The 19,285-nt window shown below is 65.1% G+C and carries 18 protein-coding genes; 7 read left to right on the top strand and 11 right to left on the bottom strand.

Annotated features, from left to right (window positions below; translation table 11 throughout):
• The first annotated feature begins 97 nt into the window (after nucleotides 1–97).
• The 6 genes from paaI (at nucleotide 98) to ACVW17_RS34070 (ending at nucleotide 5,042) form a co-directional block, all read left to right on the top strand.
• On the top strand, nucleotides 98–553 hold the full coding sequence (gene paaI, locus ACVW17_RS34095; protein ID WP_456798419.1) for a hydroxyphenylacetyl-CoA thioesterase PaaI: 456 nt from the start codon (nucleotides 98–100) through the stop codon (nucleotides 551–553).
• Between the two features lie 20 nt (nucleotides 554–573).
• Nucleotides 574–1,905 (top strand): phenylacetate--CoA ligase PaaK, encoded by a 1,332-nt coding sequence (gene paaK, locus ACVW17_RS34090; RefSeq protein ID WP_456798418.1) that lies wholly within the window; start codon nucleotides 574–576, stop codon nucleotides 1,903–1,905.
• Between the two features lie 32 nt (nucleotides 1,906–1,937).
• Nucleotides 1,938–2,957 carry a quinone oxidoreductase family protein gene (locus ACVW17_RS34085; protein WP_456798417.1) on the top strand — a complete coding sequence of 340 codons (1,020 nt, stop codon included), beginning with the start codon at nucleotides 1,938–1,940 and terminating at the stop codon, nucleotides 2,955–2,957.
• Between the two features lie 109 nt (nucleotides 2,958–3,066).
• Entirely contained in the window at nucleotides 3,067–4,122 is a 1,056-nt protein-coding gene (locus ACVW17_RS34080; RefSeq protein WP_456798416.1) for a YeeE/YedE family protein, read from the top strand.
• 192 nt (nucleotides 4,123–4,314) lie between these two features.
• Nucleotides 4,315–4,749, top strand: a complete 435-nt coding sequence (locus ACVW17_RS34075) for a DUF4304 domain-containing protein (protein ID WP_456798415.1) — start codon at nucleotides 4,315–4,317, stop codon at nucleotides 4,747–4,749.
• A gap of 77 nt (nucleotides 4,750–4,826) precedes the next feature.
• A complete protein-coding gene (locus ACVW17_RS34070) occupies nucleotides 4,827–5,042 on the top strand; it encodes a hypothetical protein (RefSeq protein WP_456798414.1) in 216 nt (71 codons plus the stop codon).
• Between the two features lie 257 nt (nucleotides 5,043–5,299).
• On the opposite strand, the gene ACVW17_RS34065 is transcribed toward ACVW17_RS34070, so the two are convergent.
• Together ACVW17_RS34065 and ACVW17_RS34060 are read right to left on the bottom strand one after the other, a co-directional pair.
• Nucleotides 5,300–5,641 (bottom strand): hypothetical protein, encoded by a 342-nt coding sequence (locus tag ACVW17_RS34065; protein ID WP_456798413.1) that lies wholly within the window; start codon nucleotides 5,639–5,641, stop codon nucleotides 5,300–5,302.
• A 984-nt stretch (nucleotides 5,642–6,625) separates the two neighbouring features.
• On the bottom strand, nucleotides 6,626–7,525 hold the full coding sequence (locus tag ACVW17_RS34060; protein ID WP_456798412.1) for a DMT family transporter: 900 nt from the start codon (nucleotides 7,523–7,525) through the stop codon (nucleotides 6,626–6,628).
• Nucleotides 7,526–7,614: 89 nt separating this feature from the next.
• Between ACVW17_RS34060 and pdxR the strand changes: the two genes are divergently transcribed.
• On the top strand, nucleotides 7,615–9,072 hold the full coding sequence (pdxR, locus tag ACVW17_RS34055; RefSeq protein ID WP_456798411.1) for a MocR-like pyridoxine biosynthesis transcription factor PdxR: 1,458 nt from the start codon (nucleotides 7,615–7,617) through the stop codon (nucleotides 9,070–9,072).
• A gap of 269 nt (nucleotides 9,073–9,341) precedes the next feature.
• On the opposite strand, the gene ACVW17_RS34050 is transcribed toward pdxR, so the two are convergent.
• From ACVW17_RS34050 to ACVW17_RS34010, 9 genes are all read right to left on the bottom strand, one after another.
• Nucleotides 9,342–10,562 carry a bifunctional alpha/beta hydrolase/OsmC family protein gene (locus ACVW17_RS34050; protein WP_456798410.1) on the bottom strand — a complete coding sequence of 407 codons (1,221 nt, stop codon included), beginning with the start codon at nucleotides 10,560–10,562 and terminating at the stop codon, nucleotides 9,342–9,344.
• 28 nt (nucleotides 10,563–10,590) lie between these two features.
• Nucleotides 10,591–11,253: a sulfite oxidase-like oxidoreductase gene (locus ACVW17_RS34045; RefSeq protein ID WP_456798409.1), complete on the bottom strand. Its 663-nt coding sequence runs from the start codon at nucleotides 11,251–11,253 to the stop codon at nucleotides 10,591–10,593.
• 13 nt (nucleotides 11,254–11,266) lie between these two features.
• Complete coding sequence (locus ACVW17_RS34040) at nucleotides 11,267–12,589, bottom strand: MFS transporter (RefSeq protein WP_456798408.1); 1,323 nt, start codon at nucleotides 12,587–12,589, stop codon at nucleotides 11,267–11,269.
• Between the two features lie 77 nt (nucleotides 12,590–12,666).
• Nucleotides 12,667–13,893 (bottom strand): cytochrome P450, encoded by a 1,227-nt coding sequence (locus ACVW17_RS34035; RefSeq protein WP_456755956.1) that lies wholly within the window; start codon nucleotides 13,891–13,893, stop codon nucleotides 12,667–12,669.
• Between the two features lie 60 nt (nucleotides 13,894–13,953).
• Nucleotides 13,954–14,160 carry a ferredoxin gene (locus ACVW17_RS34030; RefSeq protein WP_029078045.1) on the bottom strand — a complete coding sequence of 69 codons (207 nt, stop codon included), beginning with the start codon at nucleotides 14,158–14,160 and terminating at the stop codon, nucleotides 13,954–13,956.
• Between the two features lie 197 nt (nucleotides 14,161–14,357).
• Nucleotides 14,358–15,641: an aspartate aminotransferase family protein gene (locus ACVW17_RS34025; protein ID WP_456798407.1), complete on the bottom strand. Its 1,284-nt coding sequence runs from the start codon at nucleotides 15,639–15,641 to the stop codon at nucleotides 14,358–14,360.
• A 4-nt stretch (nucleotides 15,642–15,645) separates the two neighbouring features.
• On the bottom strand, nucleotides 15,646–16,710 hold the full coding sequence (locus ACVW17_RS34020; RefSeq protein WP_456798406.1) for a phosphotransferase: 1,065 nt from the start codon (nucleotides 16,708–16,710) through the stop codon (nucleotides 15,646–15,648).
• Between the two features lie 22 nt (nucleotides 16,711–16,732).
• The gene (locus tag ACVW17_RS34015; RefSeq protein WP_456798405.1) at nucleotides 16,733–17,662 is read right to left on the bottom strand and encodes a 2-hydroxyacid dehydrogenase; all 930 of its coding nucleotides are present in this window, start codon (nucleotides 17,660–17,662) and stop codon (nucleotides 16,733–16,735) included.
• A gap of 3 nt (nucleotides 17,663–17,665) precedes the next feature.
• On the bottom strand, nucleotides 17,666–19,285 hold the full coding sequence (locus ACVW17_RS34010) for an ABC transporter ATP-binding protein (RefSeq protein WP_456798404.1): 1,620 nt from the start codon (nucleotides 19,283–19,285) through the stop codon (nucleotides 17,666–17,668).

The raw sequence follows: 19,285 nt of genomic DNA, 5'->3' as shown, positions 1-19,285 counted from the left end.
TGACGGCGCAAGAGTTGACGACCATTTGGTGTCGCGCACGACACTGATGTGACACCAAGAGGCCCATCGCAACGGGCCCGTGCACAGGGAGTTCGACGTGAATGTGAAGGCCACGCTATCGCCTGAGGATGTCGCCCGCGCCTGCGCGGAGGCGATGTGGAAGGAAGACGACGCCAGCAAGGGCCTCGGCATGGAGCTGGTCGAGATCAAGCCGGGGCAGGCTGTGATGGCGATGACCGTGCAGCCGCACATGGTCAATGGCCAGCGCATCTGCCATGGCGGCTACATCTTCACGCTGGCGGATTCAGCTTTCGCCTTTGCCTGCAACAGCCATAACGATCGCGCAGTGGCGGCGCAGGGCAACATCACCTTCATCCGGCCCGGCAAGCTCGGCGACCGGCTGGTGGCGACCGCGCGCGAGATCTCGCGCAGCGGCCGCTCCGGAATTTACGACGTGCGCGTCGCCGCCGGCGACAGCGTGATCGCCGAATTCCGCGGACATTCGCGGGTGATACAAGGCAGCTGGCTGCCGGATACGGACACCAAGGCATAAAGGCTTCAGGGGAAACGTCGATGGCAACGGCAAAGCTCAGGGTTGGAGACAGCGGCTATCACGCCGAGCTCGATGCGGCTGAACGCGCCTCGCGCGACGAGATCATGGCGTTGCAGACCAGGCGGCTCGCCTGGTCGCTCAAGCATGCCTATGACAACGTCGCGCATTACAAGAAAAGCTTCGATGCCGCGGGCGTGCACCCCACAGACTTCAAGCAGCTTTCCGACCTCGCCAAATTTCCCTTCACGGTGAAGACCGACCTGCGCGACAATTACCCCTTCAACATGTTCGCGGTGCCGCGCGAGCAGCTGGTGCGGGTGCACGCTTCCTCGGGCACGACCGGCAAGCCGATCGTTGTCGGCTATACCAAGGCCGATATCGACACCTGGGCGGACGTGATGGCGCGCTCGATCCGCGCCGCCGGCGGCCGCACCGGCATGCTGATGCACAATGCCTATGGCTATGGCCTGTTCACCGGCGGCCTCGGCGCGCATTACGGCGCCGAGCGGCTCGGCTGCACGGTGATCCCGATCTCCGGCGGCATGACCGAGCGCCAGGTGCAGCTCATCAACGATTTCAAGCCCGATATCATCACGGTGACGCCGAGCTACATGCTGGCGATCCTCGACGAGTTCAAGCGGCAGGGGCTCGATGCGCGCAAATCGTCGCTGAAGTTCGGCATCTTCGGCGCCGAGCCCTGGACCAACGCGATGCGCGTCGAGATCGAGCAGGCCTTCGACATGGATGCCACCGACATCTACGGCCTGTCCGAGGTGATCGGCCCCGGCGTCGCGCAGGAATGCGTGGAGACCAAGGACGGGCTGCACGTTTGGGAGGATCATTTCTATCCCGAGGTGATCGATCCCCTGACCGGCAAGGTGCTCGGCGACGGCGAGAAAGGCGAACTGGTGTTCACCTCGCTGACCAAGGAAGGCTTTCCGATCATCCGCTACCGCACCCGCGACCTGACGCGGCTGCTGCCCGGCACGGCGCGGCCCGGCATGCGGCGGATGGAGAAGGTGACCGGCCGTTCCGACGACATGATCATCCTGCGCGGCGTAAACGTGTTCCCGACCCAGATCGAGGAAGCGCTGCTGGCGACCGACTGGTGCGGCGGTCACTTCATCATCGAGCTGACCCGCGAGGGCCGCATGGACGAGATGACGGTGCTTGCCGAAGCCCGGCCCGAGAGCTGGGACGGCGAGGGGCTCGTCGCGCACGCCGAAAAGCTCTCCGCCTTCATCAAGAACACCATCGGCATCTCGACCCGAATCCGCGTCGTCGCGCCCGACACTCTGGAGCGTTCCCTCGGCAAGGCGAAACGGGTTTACGACAAGCGGCCGAAAGGGTAACTCCTGCTCATAACAGAGCAGGGTGATCCTTGATGCCGGTTTCTTCAAAGCCTGACGCGCGACCCGTCACGGTCGAGGCCCGTTGCGTCCGCCTGCTGGCGAAGGCGGAGAACGCGGCGGCGGTGGCGCCGGTTGTCGAGACCCATGCACTTTGGCGCGGCGACAATGATGTCTTGATCGAGATGAAAGCCGCGGCGGTCAATCCGTCCGACGTCAAGGCTGCCACCGGCCTGATGCCCTATGCCGTATTCCCGCGCACCTCTGGCCGCGACTATGCCGGCGTCGTGATCGATGGTCCCTCGGGCCTGATCGGGCGCGAGGTGTTCGGCTCGTCCGGCGACCTCGGCATCCGCCGCGACGGCAGCCATGCCACGCATCTGGTGGTCGAGGCCGCTGCCGTGGTGGAAAAGCCCGCCGGCCTGTCCTGGGACGAAGCTGCCGGGATCGGCGTGCCGTTTGTCACCGCGATGGAAGGCCTGCGCCGCGCCGGTCTGCCGAAACCAGGCGAGACCATGCTGGTGATGGGCGTCAACGGCAAGGTCGGCCAGGCCGCGGTGCAGATCGCGAGCTGGCACGGCGCGCGCGTGATCGGCGTCGTGCGCAAGAGCGAGCCCTATGAGGGCCACAGCAATGCGCCGGTCGAGGTGATCGATGCCTCCGCCGCCGATGTGGCGGCACGGGTGCGTGAGCTGACCGGCGGCAAGGGCGCCGACATCGTCTACAACACGGTCGGCGATCCCTATTTCCAGGCGGCGCACAAGTCGCTGGCGCTGCGCGGCCGCCAGGTCCTGATCGCGGCGGTCGATCGAATCGTGCAGTTCAACATCCTCGAATTCTATCGCGGCCAGCACACTTATGTCGGCATCGACACGCTCGCGCTGTCGTCGGTTGCGACCGGCGAGGTGTTGCGCGAGCTCGCACCGGGCTTTGCCGGCGGACATCTGAAGCCGTTTCCGATCCGGCCGAGCGCGATCTACCCGCTGGAACAGGCCAAGGCCGCGTTCGTTGCCGTGGCAGGCTCGTCGCGCGACCGCGTGATTTTGCGACCGTGAACTACCGTCATTGCGAGCGAAGCGAAGCAATCCATTCTCTCCCATTGCGGTGCTATGGATTGCTTCGTCGCTTCGCTCCTCGCAATGACGAACCCTTGAGGACGTTTCCATGGACCCCGCAACGATCGTCATCCTTGCCGCCCTCATCATCGGCCTGATCTACGGCTCGGTGGGTTTGCTCAGCGGCTTCTGCATGATGAGCGGCCTGCGCGGCTGGTGGGCGGAGGGCGACGGCCGCCTGGCACGCACCTATGCGCTGGCGATGGGGGTTGGGATCGCGGCTTCGCAATTGCTGGCGGCAGCAGGGCTCGTCGATCTCGGCAAGTCGATCTATCTGCAACCATCCTTCTCGGCGCCGGTGATGTTCCTTGGCGGGCTGTTGTTCGGCTACGGCATGGTGCTGTCGAACGGCTGCGGCTCGCGCGCGCTGGTGCTGCTCGGGCGCGGCAACCTGCGGTCCTTCGTGGTCGTGGTCGTGCTCGGCATTTTTGCCGAGATAACGTTGAAGGGCCTGATCGCGCCGGCGCGGATCGCGATGGTGCAGGTATCGCAGGCCACGGTATCAGGCAATTCGGTGCCGGCGCTGCTGGCAAGCGCCGGCCTCGGCGCGGTGCCGGCGCGGATGGTTGCGGCTTCGGTGCTGGCAGCCGTGCTGATCATCTTCGCCTTCGCCCATGCGCCGTTCCGCAAGTCGCCCGGCCAGATCGCGGCCGGCCTGATCGTCGGCCTGCTGGTGGCGGGCGGCTGGTACGCGACCGGCTATCTCGGTGCCGATGATTTCAATCCGGTGCCGGTCACGTCGCTCACCTTCATCGCGCCGATCGCCGACGCCCTGCAATATGTCATGCTGTCGACCGGCTCGACGCTCAATTTCGGCATCGTCACCGTGTTCGGCGTGTTCGCCGGCAGCCTGATCACGGCGATTGCAACCGGGCGCTTCAAGCTCGAAGGTTACCGGTCGCCGCAGCACATGCTGCGCTCGGCAGGCGGCGCCGCCCTGATGGGCGCGGGCGGCGTGATGGCATTCGGCTGCTCGGTCGGGCAGGGGCTGACCGGACTGTCGACGCTGTCGCTATCGTCGTTCATCGCCATCGCCGGCATCATGCTCGGCACCGGCGCCGGCTTGCGCGGCGCGCTGCGGGTCCGGCCGCTTGCAACGGCCTAGGAGGTTTACTCATAGCCGTCGGCTTCCAGTCATAGAGCGGAAGTTGCCCAGTTCGGTAGCTGTCGGCGGCTTATGACCCAAAGCAGACAACTTCGATACCGGCGGGCGTGCAGACGCTGATCAATCGCGGTAAAGGGTAGTCAGAACGAGGCAATCGCGCCAGCGGTTTAGCGTAAATGGAAGGGAGCGAAGGTGAGCGACTCACGGGCTGACATGGATCGAGAAATCAAAGCTGCCGTTATTCCCTGGCTGCGCGCTCAAGGATTCAAGGGATCATTTCCGCATCTGCGCCGAACCGGTCAGTCCGCGATTGATCTTCTGACTTTCCAATTTGATCTCCACGGCGGAGGCTACGTGATCGAAATCGCGCAGTGTCCGCTGGATGGGATTGTCACGCATTGGGGAAAGACTATACCGGCAGCCAAGGCCAAGGCTTGGGATGTTCATCCTTCGCGCCGCAAGCGCATCCAAGCTAATGACACGGCGGGCACAGCTGGATGGTTTCGGTATGACGTCCATCCGCCGAGCAAGGTTGCCGCGCTCACATTGAAGAAACTCCGCGATGAAAACCTCTGGACGAACCTTGGTCCGGTTGATCCTCCTGACAAGTTGCATTTGCCAAGATAACGACCGAACGTTGGCATCGATCTGGTTTGATAATCTCCGCGTGTGCCCGCTGCACCCTCAGTTTGAAGGAGAACAGAATGTCTGGCGAACTCGACATACACGGTGATCTGGTTGATCCCGCAGAGCGATATCAAGATTTCATGCTTCAGATTTACGACCTTTGGTCGCTGGCGGAAAAGTACGGTTACTCAAAAGGGGCGCGTGACACCCTCAACCAAGCCCGCTTATCTTTTATGGAGGAATTTGAGGCGCGCCATCCCGGCTTCGGTAAGGGTCGAGCGCTCTGGAGATAGACCCTCACTGTCAGCTTTGGTCGATGCGCGTGATGTCGTCTTCTGGCCCGCTGCTGACCTCCACGCGAACTACCGCGGCGTCCGGTATCCGGCGTAGACCGGACCAGCCCTGAAACAGGGTTGAGGTCGCAATTTGACCCGAAGCGGACGATACCGGCGGGAGTGCAGGCTTGGATAAATGGCGGTAAAGGATAGCGAGAGCGAGGCAACCGTGCCGGGCGGTTTAGCGCCGGTCGCCAGAGTGTGACGATTTCTGCTCAATCTGGTATCGGACTCTCGCCGAACCTCCTCACGAGATTTTCGCAGGCCGTTTGACCAGCTTTCTTCGCCCAGGCTTCCGCATGTTCGATCTCGGGCTGAAGCCTTTCGAGCGCGTCACGGTTCCAGAATGTGCGTTCTGCACCAATTGGCAGTGCGTCGGTTTCACTATCGATAGCCAGGAATTTGACAAGGTCCGCGTCCATCTCCGAAAGATTGGCCTTTCGGCCGAGACGCCAGATCGAGCGCGCTCCTTCGACGTAGGAAAGCTCGCCATCGAGAATCTGACGGGCAAGCTCGCCAATTTTCCTTCTGGCGACCTCAATTTCGTTAAGGTTCACGCGGCGTGGTCCTCTTCGATTTATTCAACCTCCGACAGCATAACCCCGCCATCTTCGTTTTCAACCGTAACGCTTCATCAGGAAGTGGGCGAAAGCTTCCGCTTTTGGCCCACTGCTGACCTTCACGGGAGCCACCGCGGCGTCCGGTATCCGGCGTATAGCGGACCAGCCCTGAAACAGGGTTGAAGTCGCAGCTTGACCCGAAGCGGAAGTCAGCTATTTGACGAAGACGGACTTGTTCACGGTACCGGTCGCGCGATCAAACCACATCGCCCATGCGCTCCAGGTAACGGCTCGGATATAATCTCCGTCGAGAGCCAATTCGACGAAGCAATCCGGGCCAGTACTAGCAGGCAATGCCGCTCGCCAGCGCACTGCACCATCGGCGCTGAGACAAACGAAATTTTGGGCGATAGCTTTCATTCGCAGTGTCGAAAAGCACCGCGCGTCCATCTGGCAAATCAACGGTTTTGATAATGTCTTTCATCGTACAAAAGGCCGCCTCGGTCAGCGGTCTCTTTCATATCAGGCCAAGCTGGCGGTGTCGCCTCCTGGCCCCAAACGGCCATCCGATCAGAGGAGTGTCTTAATTCTCGATTGGCCAAAAGCCCGGGCCCAAAGGCCCGTCAACCGGAACAAGCCGCCAGCGCGCTTTCGATTGGACATGCCGAAACCATCGCTCGCCCAAGATGAGTTGCTGATCGACTGGCGCGTCTAATTCCTCAGCGACATTGCTTGCGACCTGTTCTTCCATCCACCTCAGGAAGCGTTGGAGCTCTCCCGGATAGGAGAAGCGGTCGATTTTTTCCCAAGGACAGTCCATTGCGGTGCCCTAAAAAGGCTGCTCCGTTGGCGGCCTCTTTCGTATCAGGCCAAGCAGGGAAAGTCACCTCTTGGCCCAAGGCCGACATGCAGCGACGTCGATTTCGACGTCAGTTTCCGAGACCGAAGCGGACGTGACGAATCTATCAGTGCGGGCCCTCATTACGCCCGCGCCGGCGCGTCCGCGAGCGAGCTCAGCGCGATGCCGCCGATGATCAGGGCCGCTGCGATCGCCAGTGAGAGATCGATCGGTTCGCCGAGCAGCAGTGAAGCGGTCACGATGCCGACGATCGGCGTTCCCGTGGTACCGAGCGATGTCGTCAGCGCCGGCAGGCTCTTGTTGACCATGGACATCGCCCAATAGGCGAGCGCCGTGCCGATGAAGCCGGAATAGAGGAACAGCAGCACGAGGTGCGGGGACCATGTCACCGTGGGCACGCCCTCGGTGACCAGCGCCGTCGTGGTCAGCACCAGCGTCGCGACCAGCACCTGCCACAGCAGGAGCTGCAGCGGCGTCGCGATCCAGCGGTGCGAGCGGATATAGATGATGTTGGCGGCCCAGCAGATCGCGGCGAGGATGATCATGCCGGCGCCGGCGATGACGTGCAGGTTGCTCCAGTCCAGCGATGCCGGGTTGAGGATCACGCAGAGGCCGGCGAGTCCCGACGCGACGCCGACGAGTTTCAAGGGACCGAGCCGTTCGGTTCGCGCCGCACCCGCCGCCAGCGCCACCCAGAGCGGCGTGGTGTAGCCGAGCACGATGCCCTTACTGGCCGGCAGATAGCGCAGGCCGGCGGCGACCAGCGTCGAGAAGAACGTCATGTGCAGCAGCGCGACGCTGAGCACCACCGGGACATCGGCGATCCGCGGAATGATCAGGTTGCCGCTGGCGCGCAGGATCACCGAGAGCGCGGCCAGGGCGACCCAGCTGCGGATCGATGCGGTCCACAGCGGCGGCACCGCCACGACCAGCGATTTCGTCACCGACCAGTTGATGCCCCAGGCCAGCACCACGACGATGAACAAAGCGGCGGCTTTGGCCGGCGATAGCGATTGATTCACGGCGGTATCCTTGCAGGCGATACCGCTTGTGAATAGGATTGCGCTGGCTCTATCGAAAGAGCCAGATCGGATAGAACTAAGGAGCCAGATTGATCCTCGCCGAATTGCTCGAGCTGAAGCGGTCGGACGATGCCGGGCTGGCCGCGCAGCTGACGCAACAGCTGCGCGCGCTGATGGCGAGCGGCCGAATCCGCAGCGGCGCCGTGCTGCCGTCGAGCCGCACGCTTTCAGCCGAGCTTGCGGTCTCGCGCAACACGGTGACGCATGCCTATGAGCAACTCGCGGCCGAAGGCTATCTGTGCGTCGCCGCGCGGCGCCGGCCGGTGGTGACGGACGACATCGAGGCGCGCTTTGCCAAACCGACGTCGGTGCCACGACGCGATGGCGCCCGCAGACCGCTGCTGTCGCCCTGGGCCTTGCAGCTTTCCGAGACAGATTGGCCGCTGTCCTACCAGGCCAATTTCCGGCCGCTCCGTCCCGGGCTGGCGGATGCGCGCGAGTTTCCGCACCAGATCTGGGCTCGCTGCCTGCGCCGCGGCGCGCTGCGCCGCCGCTTCAACGACCAGACCGTGGTCAACCGGCCGAGCCTGCGCGAAGCCTTGCGCGACTACCTCGAAATCAGCCGTGGCGTGCGCGCCGAGGCCGACCAGATCCTGATCCTGCCGACCGCGCAGGCGGCGCTGACGCTGATCGCCGCAACCGTCATCGCGCCGGGCGATGCGGTGTGGACCGAGGATCCCGGCTATCCCGGCGCCGCGGCGGCGTTTCGCGCGGCCGGCGCCGACGTCGTCGGTGTCAGCCTCGACCAATGGGGCATGATGCGGACGCGCGCGGCGCGTGCGCCAAAGCTGATCTTCACGACCCCCTCGCATCAGCATCCGACCGGGCGGGTGATGCCGGTTGCGCGCCGCACCGAATTGTTGGCGTCCGCCGAGCCCGGCAAGACCTGGATCGTCGAGGACGATTACGACGGCGAGTTTCACTATGACAGCCGTCCGATGCCGGCGTTGCAGGGGCTCGACCGCGAGGGACGCGTGCTCTATCTCGGGACGTTTGCAAAAGCGATGACCGCCGATATCCGCATCGGCTATCTGGTGGTGCCGCCGCAACTGGCGCGAACCATGGAGATCGCGCAGCGGCATCTCGGGCTGGTCGCGTCCGTGCATGTCCAGGAAGCGCTGGCCGATTTCATGGCTGACGGGCATTTCCCGGCACACATCAGGCGCATGCGGCGGATCTACCGGTCGCGCCGCGATCATCTCGCCGCGGCGCTGGCGCGGCAGCTGGGCGAGGTCCTCGCGGCCGAGGTCCCGCCGGGCGGCATGCAGCTAATCGCGCGTTTCAAGGACGGCACGGTGGACCAGGGCGCCGTGACCCGGCTGGTGGCCGCCGGTGTCGAGGTGCGCGCGCTGTCGAGCCTCGCGCTGGAGCGGCCGCGCGACCACGGCCTGTTGCTCGGCTTCGCGGCCTGGCGCGAAAACGAGATCGGCGCCGCGGTGCGGACCATGGCGAACTGCCTGACGGGGAAGCGCGCGGCGCGGGGATAGACGGCGAGGGGGGTTGTAGGATTTCTGAATATTAGAAATGTATTGCTGAGTTGCCCGACGTGTCAAGTGGCCTGGAGCATGATCCGGAAAAGTGCGAAGCGGTTTTCCGAAAAGATCATGCTCAAACAAGGAGCTAACGCGCGATAACAATACAAGCCAATCTCCGCGCTTCAGTCGGCAGCCGGTTACCGTCGGCTCCTTTGCATGGGGTTGTTCCTCGATATTTGTCAGCGCGCCCTTGCGATGGCTCTTTTCCCTGCCTCGCAGGCTCACTCCGCCGCCCTGGTGACGATCCGCACCTCCGAGGTCAGCGTCTTGTGCACCGGACACTTGTCGGCGATCTCCATCAGCCGCTTGCGCTGGTCGGCGTCAAGCTCGCCGTCGATCCTGATGACGCGCTCGATCTGGTCGAGCATGCCCTCGCGCGTCTCGCACTCCTCGCAATCCTTGGCGTAGATCTTGTTGTGCTGGAGCGTCACGGTGATGCGATCGACCGGCAGCGACTTGCGGTCGGCATACATCCGCATCGTCATCGAGGTGCAGGCGCCGAGCCCGGTGAGCAGGAAATCGTACGGCCCGGGGCCGCTGTCATTGCCGCCGACGGCAACGGGTTCGTCGGCGATCAACCGGTGCGGACCGGTGGTGACGAGCTGCTGGAACTTGCCGTTGCGGGTTTCCTGCACCACGACGTTGCGCGGCGCGCTGCCGGCCTCCGCCGCCGCCTGCGGCATGAGGTCGACATAGCGCTCGGCCCAGGCGCCGATCACGTCGGCGACATAGGCGGCGTCCTGCTTGCCGCTCAGGAGATGATCCGCGCCCGCCAGCGAGACGAAGCTTTTCGGATGCCTGGCCGCGATGAAGATGTTGGTGGCGTTGTCGATGCCGACGGTGTCGTCGGTCGGTGCATGCATGATCAGCAGCGCCTTGTGCAGCTGCTTGACCTGCGCCATCAAATTCTGCTCGGCGACATCGTCGAGGAATTCGCGCGTGATGCGGAACGGGCGGCCGGCGAGCGACACCACGCCTTCACCCTGCGCGCGGATGTCCTCGATCTTGTCCTTGAAGAAATGCGTGACGTGGGCGGGGTCGGACGGTGCGGCGATGGTGACGACGGCCTTGGCCTCGGGGATCTGGCCCGCTGCCGCCAGGATCGCGGCGCCGCCGAGGCTGTGGCCGATCAGGATCGCCGGCGCCTTGCGCGTCTCGCGCAGATGGTCGGCGGCGCGGACCAGATCGGCGACGTTCGACGAGAACGTCGAGTTGGCGAAATCGCCCTCGCTGGAGCCGAGGCCGGTGAAATCGAAGCGCAGCGTGGCGATGCCCTTGGCGGCGAGCGCTGTCGCGATGCGCTTGGCCGCCAGCACGTCCTTGCCGCAGGTGAAGCAATGCGCGAACAGCGCATAGGCCTTGATCGGGCCGTCTGGCGTATCGAGCGCGGCGGCAAGCTGGTGGCCGCCCACACCGGTGAATTGAAAGCGTTCGTGCGGCACGGCCAGGCTCCATCACTGCGTTGGTTCGTCAGTCGCCAGAATAGCGCTGTTCGGCCCAGGGATCACCGCGATTGTGATAGCCGCGCACTTCCCAGAAGCCGGGCGCATCCTCGGTGACGAATTCGATGCGTTGCAGCCATTTGGCGCTCTTCCAGAAATAGAGATGCGGCACCACCAGCCGCACCGGGCCGCCATGCTCCTGCTCCAGCGGCTTGCCCGACCAGCTATGCGCGAGCAGCGCGTCCTCCGCGGCAAAGTCCTCGATCGGCAGGTTCGTCGTATAGCCGTCATAGGAATGCAGCACGACGAAGCGCGCGTCCTCGCGCGGTTGGCAGGCGGCGAGCAGGTCGCGCGTCGCAAGCCCCTCCCATTGATTGTCGTAGCGCGACCAGGTCGTGACGCAGTGGATATCCGAAACAAATTTCGTTTGTGGCTGCGCGGTGAATTGCGGCCAGTCCCAGTAGATCGTCTGCTCGACCGCGCCGTAGATGTCGAGCCGCCAGCGCTCCCGCGTGATGTTCGGCAGCAGCCCGAGATCGAGCACCGGCCAGTCCTTGGTCAGATGCTGTCCCGGCGGCAGGCGCTGCGCCTCCGGCCTTGTGACCTTGCCGGTGAGGAATTTGCCTTCGCGGGCCCAGCGCTGCTTGCTGCGCGTCAACTTGCTCTCGGGCGGCTCCTGGTCGTCGGTCATCGGCGTTCCGCCATCATTCGTGGCGATGCATCGCGGAGTCGTGCTTGGTGTCGCGCATGGTCGAGTAGATCAGCAGCGACAGGAAGATCATGCCGCTGAGATAGTAATAGAACCAGTCCTCGTGCCCGATGCTCTTGAAATAGAGCGCGACCGCGGGCGCGGTGCCGCCGAAGATCGATACCGTGATGGCGTAGGGCAGGCCGACGCCGAGTGCGCGGACATTGGTCGGGAACAGCTCGGCCTTCACGATCGCGTTGATCGAGGTGTAGCCGGCGACGAAGATCCAGGCGCCGCAGATCAGCAGGAAAGCGATGAAGGGCGATTTGGTCTCCTTCAGCGCGGTCAGGATCGGGATCGTCGCCAGCGTGCCGGCGATGCCGAAGAAGATCAAGAGCGGCTTGCGGCCGATCTTATCGGAGAGACCGCCATAGATCGGCTGCAGGATGGTCGCGAAGATCAGCGAGCCGAAGATCACGAAGGTGGTCTGGTCCTCGGTGAGGCCGACCGACAGTTTCACGAAGGTCTGCATGTAGGTGGTGAAGGTGTAGAACGCCGCGGTGCCGCCGGCGGTGAGGCCGACCACCAGCAGCAATTCGCGCGGGTAATTCAACAGGCCAACGATCGAACCGGTCGGCTTGGAGACCTTCTTGGCCTCCTCGAACGCCTCGGTCTCGTGCAGGCCGCGCCGCATCACCGCTGCGAAGATCGCGAGCAAGGCGCCGATCACGAAGGGGATCCGCCAGCCCCAGGCCTTCAACTCGTCCGGGGTCAGGAACACCTTCTGCAGCAACAGCAGCACGATGATCGCGGTCAACTGGCCGCCGATCAGGGTGACATACTGGAAGCTGGAGTAGAAGCCGCGATGCTTGGGATCGGCGACCTCGCTGAGATAGGTGGCGCTGGCGCCATATTCGCCGCCGAGGCTGAGGCCCTCGATGACGCGGGCGAGCGCCAGGATCGCCGGCGCCGCAATGCCGATCGTGGCATAGGTCGGCGTCACCGCGATGATCAGCGAGCCGAAGCACATGCAGACCACCGAGAGCGTCAAGGACAGCCGGCGGCCGTAGCGGTCGGCGATGAAGCCGAACAGCCAGCCGCCGAGCGGGCGCATCAGGAAGGTCGCGGCGAACAGCACGGCGGCATTGAGCTGCTGCACCACCGGGTCGCTATGCGGGAAGAACGCCGGCGCGAAATACAGCGCGAACGCGGTGTAGGCGTAGAAATCGTACCATTCGACGAGATTGCCGACCGATCCGATGAAGATCGCCTTCACCCGCCGCTCGACGTCATGGATGTCGAGACGATCGCTCTTGGGTTGAGCGGTTTGTTCGGACATTGGCAGGCCTCCCCGGATTCTCTGGCACGATTCCGGGGCAACCTATCTCATTTGCGTGGGGCGATGTAACCTGCTCTTCAGGCGTTCTTGCCGAACAGGACAGGCAGTTGACGCGGGCCGCGCACCGTGCCTTCCGACCAGGTCACCTTGCCGGCCGGGTCGAGCCGGAAATCCGGAATCCGCTTCAGCCATTCCTCGATCGCGACTTGCATCTCCATCCGCGCCAGATTGGAACCGACACAGCGGTGGATGCCGAGGCCGAACGCGGCGTGGCGGTTTTCCTTGCGGTCGATCACCACCTTGTCGGCATCGGGGAACATGGCGGGGTCGCGGTTGGCCGCGGGGAACGACAGCAGTACCATGTTGCCGGCCTTGACCGGGCAGCCCGAGATCGTGGTCTCCTTCATCACCTCGCGCGCCATCGTGACCGGCGAATAGGCGCGCAGGAATTCCTCGATCGCGGTCGGGATCAGCGCCGGCTCCGCGACCAGGCGCGCGCGATCGGCCGGCGTCCTGGCGAGGTGCCAGAGCGAGGAGCCGATCGCGCTCCAGGTGGTGTCGATGCCGGCGATCAACAGCAGCCGCAGCGAGCCGAGCACGTGCTCGTCGGTCAGCGGCTGGCCGCCGGGGCCCTTGGCCCGCAAGAGCTGCGAGATCAGATCGTCACCCGGCTCAAGCTTGCGCTGCTCGAGATGGGCCATGAAATAGCCGGTCATCTCGCGCACGCCGTTCATCAGCTCCTCTTCGTTCTTGATGCCGAGCTCGAGGATCTGGTGGATCCATTTGATGAAGAGGTCGCCGTCCTTCTCGGGAATTCCCAGCATATGCGCGATGGCGCGCACCGGGATGTGCTTGGTGTAGCGCGCTGCGGCGTCGCAATGGCCATCGGCGATGAACTCGTCGATCAGCTCGTTGCAGATCGCGCGCACCCGCGGCTCCAGCCGCTTCATCGCATCCGGCGTGAACGGCGGCAGCAGCACCTGCTTGGCGGGCTTGTGTTCCGGCGGATCGGATGTGATCGGCGGTGCGCGGGCCGAGATCTCCGGGCGGACGTCGCGCACGATGACGCGGCGCGAGGAGAAGTGCTCGGTGTCGTAGGCGATCTCCTTCACCGCCTGATAGGTGGTCGGCATGTAGCAGCCGAGGAAACGCTCGGTGTGCACGACCGGCGAGGCGGCGCGCAGCGTCTCCCAGATCGGGAATGGGTCGTCGGTCCAGACCGGATCGGTGTGGTCGAAATCATGCACCCAGTCGGTGACCGGAGGATGTTCGGGCAGATAGCTTGCGGACGGGGAATCGGACATCAGCTCGTTTCCTTCTCGTTCGATCAAACGCTGGTCGGCGCAGCGGGCGGCGCGCGGCCGTTACTCCTCGGTGACTTCGATCGCGATTTCCGGGCAGTTGGTCTGCGCGAGCCAGGCCTTGTCCTCGAGCCCGGCGGGAACGGTCCCGTCGCCGGCTTCATGGGCGTTGCCGTATTCATCGAGCTCGAACAGTTCGGGGGCGAGTGATTTGCAGCGCGCGTGACCCTGGCATTTGTCCTGGTCGACGCGGATTCTGAGCTTGGACATGCAAGCACTCTCCCTCGGCTCTGGCGCGCTGCGGAGCGCGCCGGGTTCCTCATTTTCGCATGATGCAAGTTCTAGCTTGCTTGGGCGGCCGGCCTCAAAGCCGGATCGCCAAGTTATACTCTATTACATTATCGTCAGGCGCGCGCGTCAAGCGAAAATTCAGTGGCTGGGCGCCGGCCGTTTGGGATGGTGGGCCGTCAGCCCGGCGAATTTTCCTGCAGCGCCCGGTCGAGCGCGTCGACCAGCAGGTCGACATGCTCCGGGCCGAATACCAGCGGCGGCCGGATCTTCAGGACATTGCCGCCGGGCCCGGCCGCGCTGATCAGCACGCCGTTCTCGCGCATTGCATTCACGATCCTCGCTGCCTGCTGGCCGGCGGGCGCGCCGCCATGACGCAAGTCGACACCGATGAACAGGCCGGCACCGCGGACCTCCGCCACCAATTCATGGCGCGCGCGCAATGCGTCGAGCCGCTGCCGCAGAAGCGTACCGGTACGCCCGGCATTCCCGACCAGGCCTTCGCGCTCGATCACGTCGAGCACCGCCATGCCGGCGGCGGCCGACACCGGATTGCCGCCAAAGGTGTTGAAATAGCGCGAGCGGGCGCCGAACTCCTTCAGCAACTCTGGTTGCGCGGCCATCGCGGCGATCGGATGGCCGTTGCCCATCGGCTTGCCCATCGTGACCAGGTCGGGAACGATGCCGTGGCGGGCAAAGCCCCAGAGGTCCTGGCCGCAACGGCCGAAGCCCGGCTGCACCTCGTCGGCGATGAACAGTGCGCCGGCCGCATGCGCGGCCTCCACCGCCGGCCGCAGGAAGCCCGGCGGATCGGCGAACACGCCGTCGCTGGAGAAGATCGTGTCGACCAGCAGCGCGGCCGGACGAATGCCGCTGCGGGCCATATCGGCGAATGCGGTCCGGACGTGGCTTGCAAAGATCTCGCCCGTTTCATCGCCGGCGGACTGCGGCGCCGACACCAGACGGACATGGGGCGCGGTTGGCTCGGGCAGGCCGAGTGACGGCGACAATTCGGCCAGCGCGCCGGTGACGCCGTGATAGGCGGTGCGGGTGACGATGACGCCGGTGCCGCCGGTGCAGGTGCGGGCGACGCGGAGCGCCAGATCGTTGGCCTCGCTGCCCGTGCAGGTGAACATCACCTGGCCGATTTCGGCCGGGAAGGTCGCGAGCAGCCGCTCGGCGTAGTCGAGGATCGTCTCGTGCAGATAGCGGGTGTGGGTGTTGAGCACCGCGGCCTGCCGCGCGATCGCCTCGATCACATGCGGATGGCAGTGGCCGACGCAGGCGACGTTGTTGTAGGCGTCGAGATAGCGCTTGCCTGCGGCGTCGTACAGCCAGATGCCGTCGCCGCGCACCACATGCACTGGCTGCTCGTAGAACAGCCGGTAGGCCGGACCGAGCAGCCGGTTGCGGCGCGCGATCAGCTCTTGGGTCGATTGCTGCGTCGAGATGTCGGCCGGCATTGTGTCACTCTCCCTGGCAGGCTCGCTCGATCTGTTGTGCGGCCTCTGTTCGCGTCAGCGTCGCGATCCGGGCGAGCCGGGCCGACGCCTGCTTGTTGTTGCGCAGAATATAGCCGCTGTTCTCCGGATAGCGAGCGGCCCTGATGTTGCTGATCACGATCGTCATCACCATGCGGGTCGCGATCAGGTCGAATAGGATGCCGCGCTCGCGCGGCTCGAGCGGCGAGACCGCATGATAGGCCGCGATCAGATCGAGTGTCGGCGCCAGCGGCTCGTCGCTGTCGGTCACCTGATAGGCGGCTGCTATCGCGAGGTCGTTGATGCGGGCCGTCGCCGTCATGTCGCCGAAATCGATGATGCCGCAGACGCGGGCTTGAGAGGCCGCGTCGACGACGATGTTGTGCGGATTGAGATCGTTGTGCAGCGGTTGCTTTGGAAGCTGCGCCAGCACAGGAGCTGCGTCGGCCTCGAAATGATCGAGGACGCGTTCGACCTGCTCGCGCTGGGCTGATGGCACCGCGCCGAGCAGCGGCCGCAGCTCGGCGGCATGCTGGATGTCCCAGAGCAGTTTGTGGTCCGCACCGGGGTGAACGAAGTCGCGCAGCGCAAGCGCGAGCCGGGCCGCGCAGCGGCCGACGTCGCCGCGCAAGGTCGCCGATTGCGGCGCCTGATGTATCGGCGTTCCCGCAAGGAACGTCAGCAGCCGCACCACCCTCGTCGAGCCGTCGTCGAAGCCGATGTCGAGCTCGGCTGCGCCATTCCGCGCAGGGATGATGCGCGGGATCGGCAGCAGCGGATCACGGATCGCGACGTGACGCAGCGCCTCGGTCTGCAGATTGGTGACGGCGCGATCCTCCGTGGGATTGGCGATCTTGAGGACGTATTCGCATCCATCTGGCGCGCGCAGCCGGAAATTCTGGTCGCGCTCGCTGTCGAGCCGGCGGATCTCGGCCGACAGGCCGTAGTGCTCCCTGACAAGCGTCAGCGCATGTGCCTCCGCGATCGGCCCGGCGGCGCGCAGCCCGTCGAGCGGGTGCGTGGCGTCAGTGGACGAGCGGGAGATCTGCATCTGACGCTCCTCGGTGCCGCAATCAATAACCGCGAGTGCGGTCGATCGCATGCGGCGGACGCCGTCCGGCGCGGATCGCGTCTGCCGTCGTGGCGAGCGTGGTCGCAACGGCGCTGATGCTGACGTCGCTGGCGTCATGCGGCGTGATGGCGATGCGCGGATGATGCCAGAACGGATGCATCTTGGGCAATGGCTCGGTCGCGAACACGTCGAGCGCAGCTCCTGACAGCTGACCGCTCTCGAGTGCCGCGAGCAGATCGGCTTCCACCAGATGCTCGCCGCGGCCAACCTGGATCAGATAGCCGCCACGGCGCATCCGGCCGAACAGGTCGCCATTGAGGATGTTGCGTGTCTCCGGCGTCAATGGCAGCAGATTGACCAGCACTTCGGTCTCGCCGAGCATCGCGGCAAGACCGGCGGGTCCATGGAAACTGCGGCTTGCCGATGAAATCGCCTTGGCGGTCCGGCTCCAGGACATCACGGGAAAGCCGAGATAGGCGAGGTCGACGGCGACGCGCCGGCCGATCTCGCCATTGCCGAGGATGCCGACCGGGACATCCTGCGCGCGGCGCTGCGCGCCGCGTTGCCAGATCCGGTCGCGCTGCTGGGCGCGGAAGGCGGCAAAGCCGCGCTGGTGCCCGATCGCATGCCAGGCAATGAAGCCCGACATCATCTGGCCCTGTCCGGGATCGACCACGCGCACCACGTCGACGCTGGGCGGCAGGCTCGGACAGGCCATGATGTTGTCGACGCCGGCGGCGATCGAGCACACCGCCTGCAGATCGGGATAGCGCTCGAACGCGTCGTCGGGCGGATGCCAGGCGAGGGCGAGACGGACATCCGCGGCATCGCCGGCGTGATCGACCACCTCGACGCGCGGCGCAATGCGCGCCAGCTCGGCGCCGAAATAGTCGCGCAGATCGAGCCTGCTGCTGATCAGGACACAACGCATGGTTCAGGCCGCGCGCGATGAGGAGATTTGGCCGGGCACCGCGGCGAGCAGCTCGCGCGTGTAGGGATGCTCGGGCGCCGAGAACAGCGCGGCGGTCGGCTTCAGCTCGACGATCGCGCCGCGCTGCATTACTGCGATCCGGTCGCAGATTTGTGCCGCCACCCGCAGATCGTGGGTGATGAACAGCATCGACAGGCCGAGCCGCGCCTTGAGGTCTTCCAGCAGGTTCAGCACTTGCGCCTGCACCGAGACATCGAGCGCCGAGACGGCTTCGTCGGCAACGATGATCTCCGGCTCGAGCGCAAGCGCGCGGGCGATGCCGATGCGCTGGCGCTGGCCGCCGGAGAATTCGTGCGGATAGCGTTCCATCGCGCTGGCGGTGAGGCCGACCAGGCCGAGCAGTTCAGCGGCGCGCTGATGTGCGATCGCCGGATCGGTGCCGTGGGCGATCGGCCCGTCGGCGATGATGTTGCCGACCTTGCGGCGCGGGTTGAGCGAGGCGAACGGATCCTGGAAGATCATCTGGATGCGGCTGCGCTCCTTGCGCAGCGCGGGGCCGGCGATACGGGTGAAGTCGGTGTCGCCGAGACGGACCGTGCCCTGGTCCGGCTCGATCAGGCGCATCACGAGCCGGGCGACCGATGACTTGCCGGAGCCGGATTCACCGACCAGCCCGACGGTCTCGCCTTGCAGGATGTCGAAATTGACCTCGTTCGCGGCGCGCACCCGCCGCTCCGGCTGGAACCAGCCGCCGCCGCTGACATAGGTCTTGTCGAGACCGATCACCTCGACCGCCTTGGCGCGATCCGTGAGCGGCGCGCGCGCCGGCGGCTGCATCGATGGCACCGCCGCGAGCAGCGCCCGCGTGTAGGCATGTTGCGGGCGCCGCAGCACCTCGTCGGCCGCGCCCTGTTCGACCACCTTGCCGTGCTGGAGCACGACGACGCGGTCGGCGATATCGGAAACGACGCCGAAATCGTGGGTGATGAACATCACCGCCATGTTGCGGCGGCGCTGCAAATCGCGGATCAGCTCGAGGATCTGTGCCTGCGTCGTAACATCGAGCGCGGTCGTCGGCTCGTCGGCCACCAGCACGGCCGGCTCCAGCGCGAGCGCCATCGCGATCATCGCACGCTGCCGCTGACCGCCGGACAGCTGATGCGGATAGGCGCGCGCCGAACGTTCGGGCTCCGGCAGGCCGACCTCGCGCAGCAGCTGCAAGGCTTTCTGCTTGCGTTGCCGCGATGTCAGGAGATTGTGCGCCTCGAACATTTCGGCGATCTGCTCGCCGATCCGCATCAAGGGATTGAGCGCGGTCATCGGCTCCTGGAACACCATCGCGATATGGCGACCGCGCAGGGCGAGCCAGCCGGTGTCGTCGAGGGTGAGCAGATTTTGGCCATCATACGCAATCTCGCCGGCCTCCCGGATGATGGTGTCCGGCAACAGCCCCAGCAGCGCATGCGCGCACATCGACTTGCCGGAGCCGGACTCGCCGACCACGCAGAGGATCTTGCCGGGCACGAGATCGAACGAGATGCCGTCGACGGCGTAGGCGCGGTCGGAGCCCGGCGGCAGTGCGAGCTTCAAATCCTTGATCGAGACGACAGGTGCGGCCGACAT

The sequence above is a fragment of the Bradyrhizobium sp. USDA 4473 genome (assembly GCF_054063335.1).
This window is presented reverse-complemented; position numbering and strand designations above follow the sequence as displayed.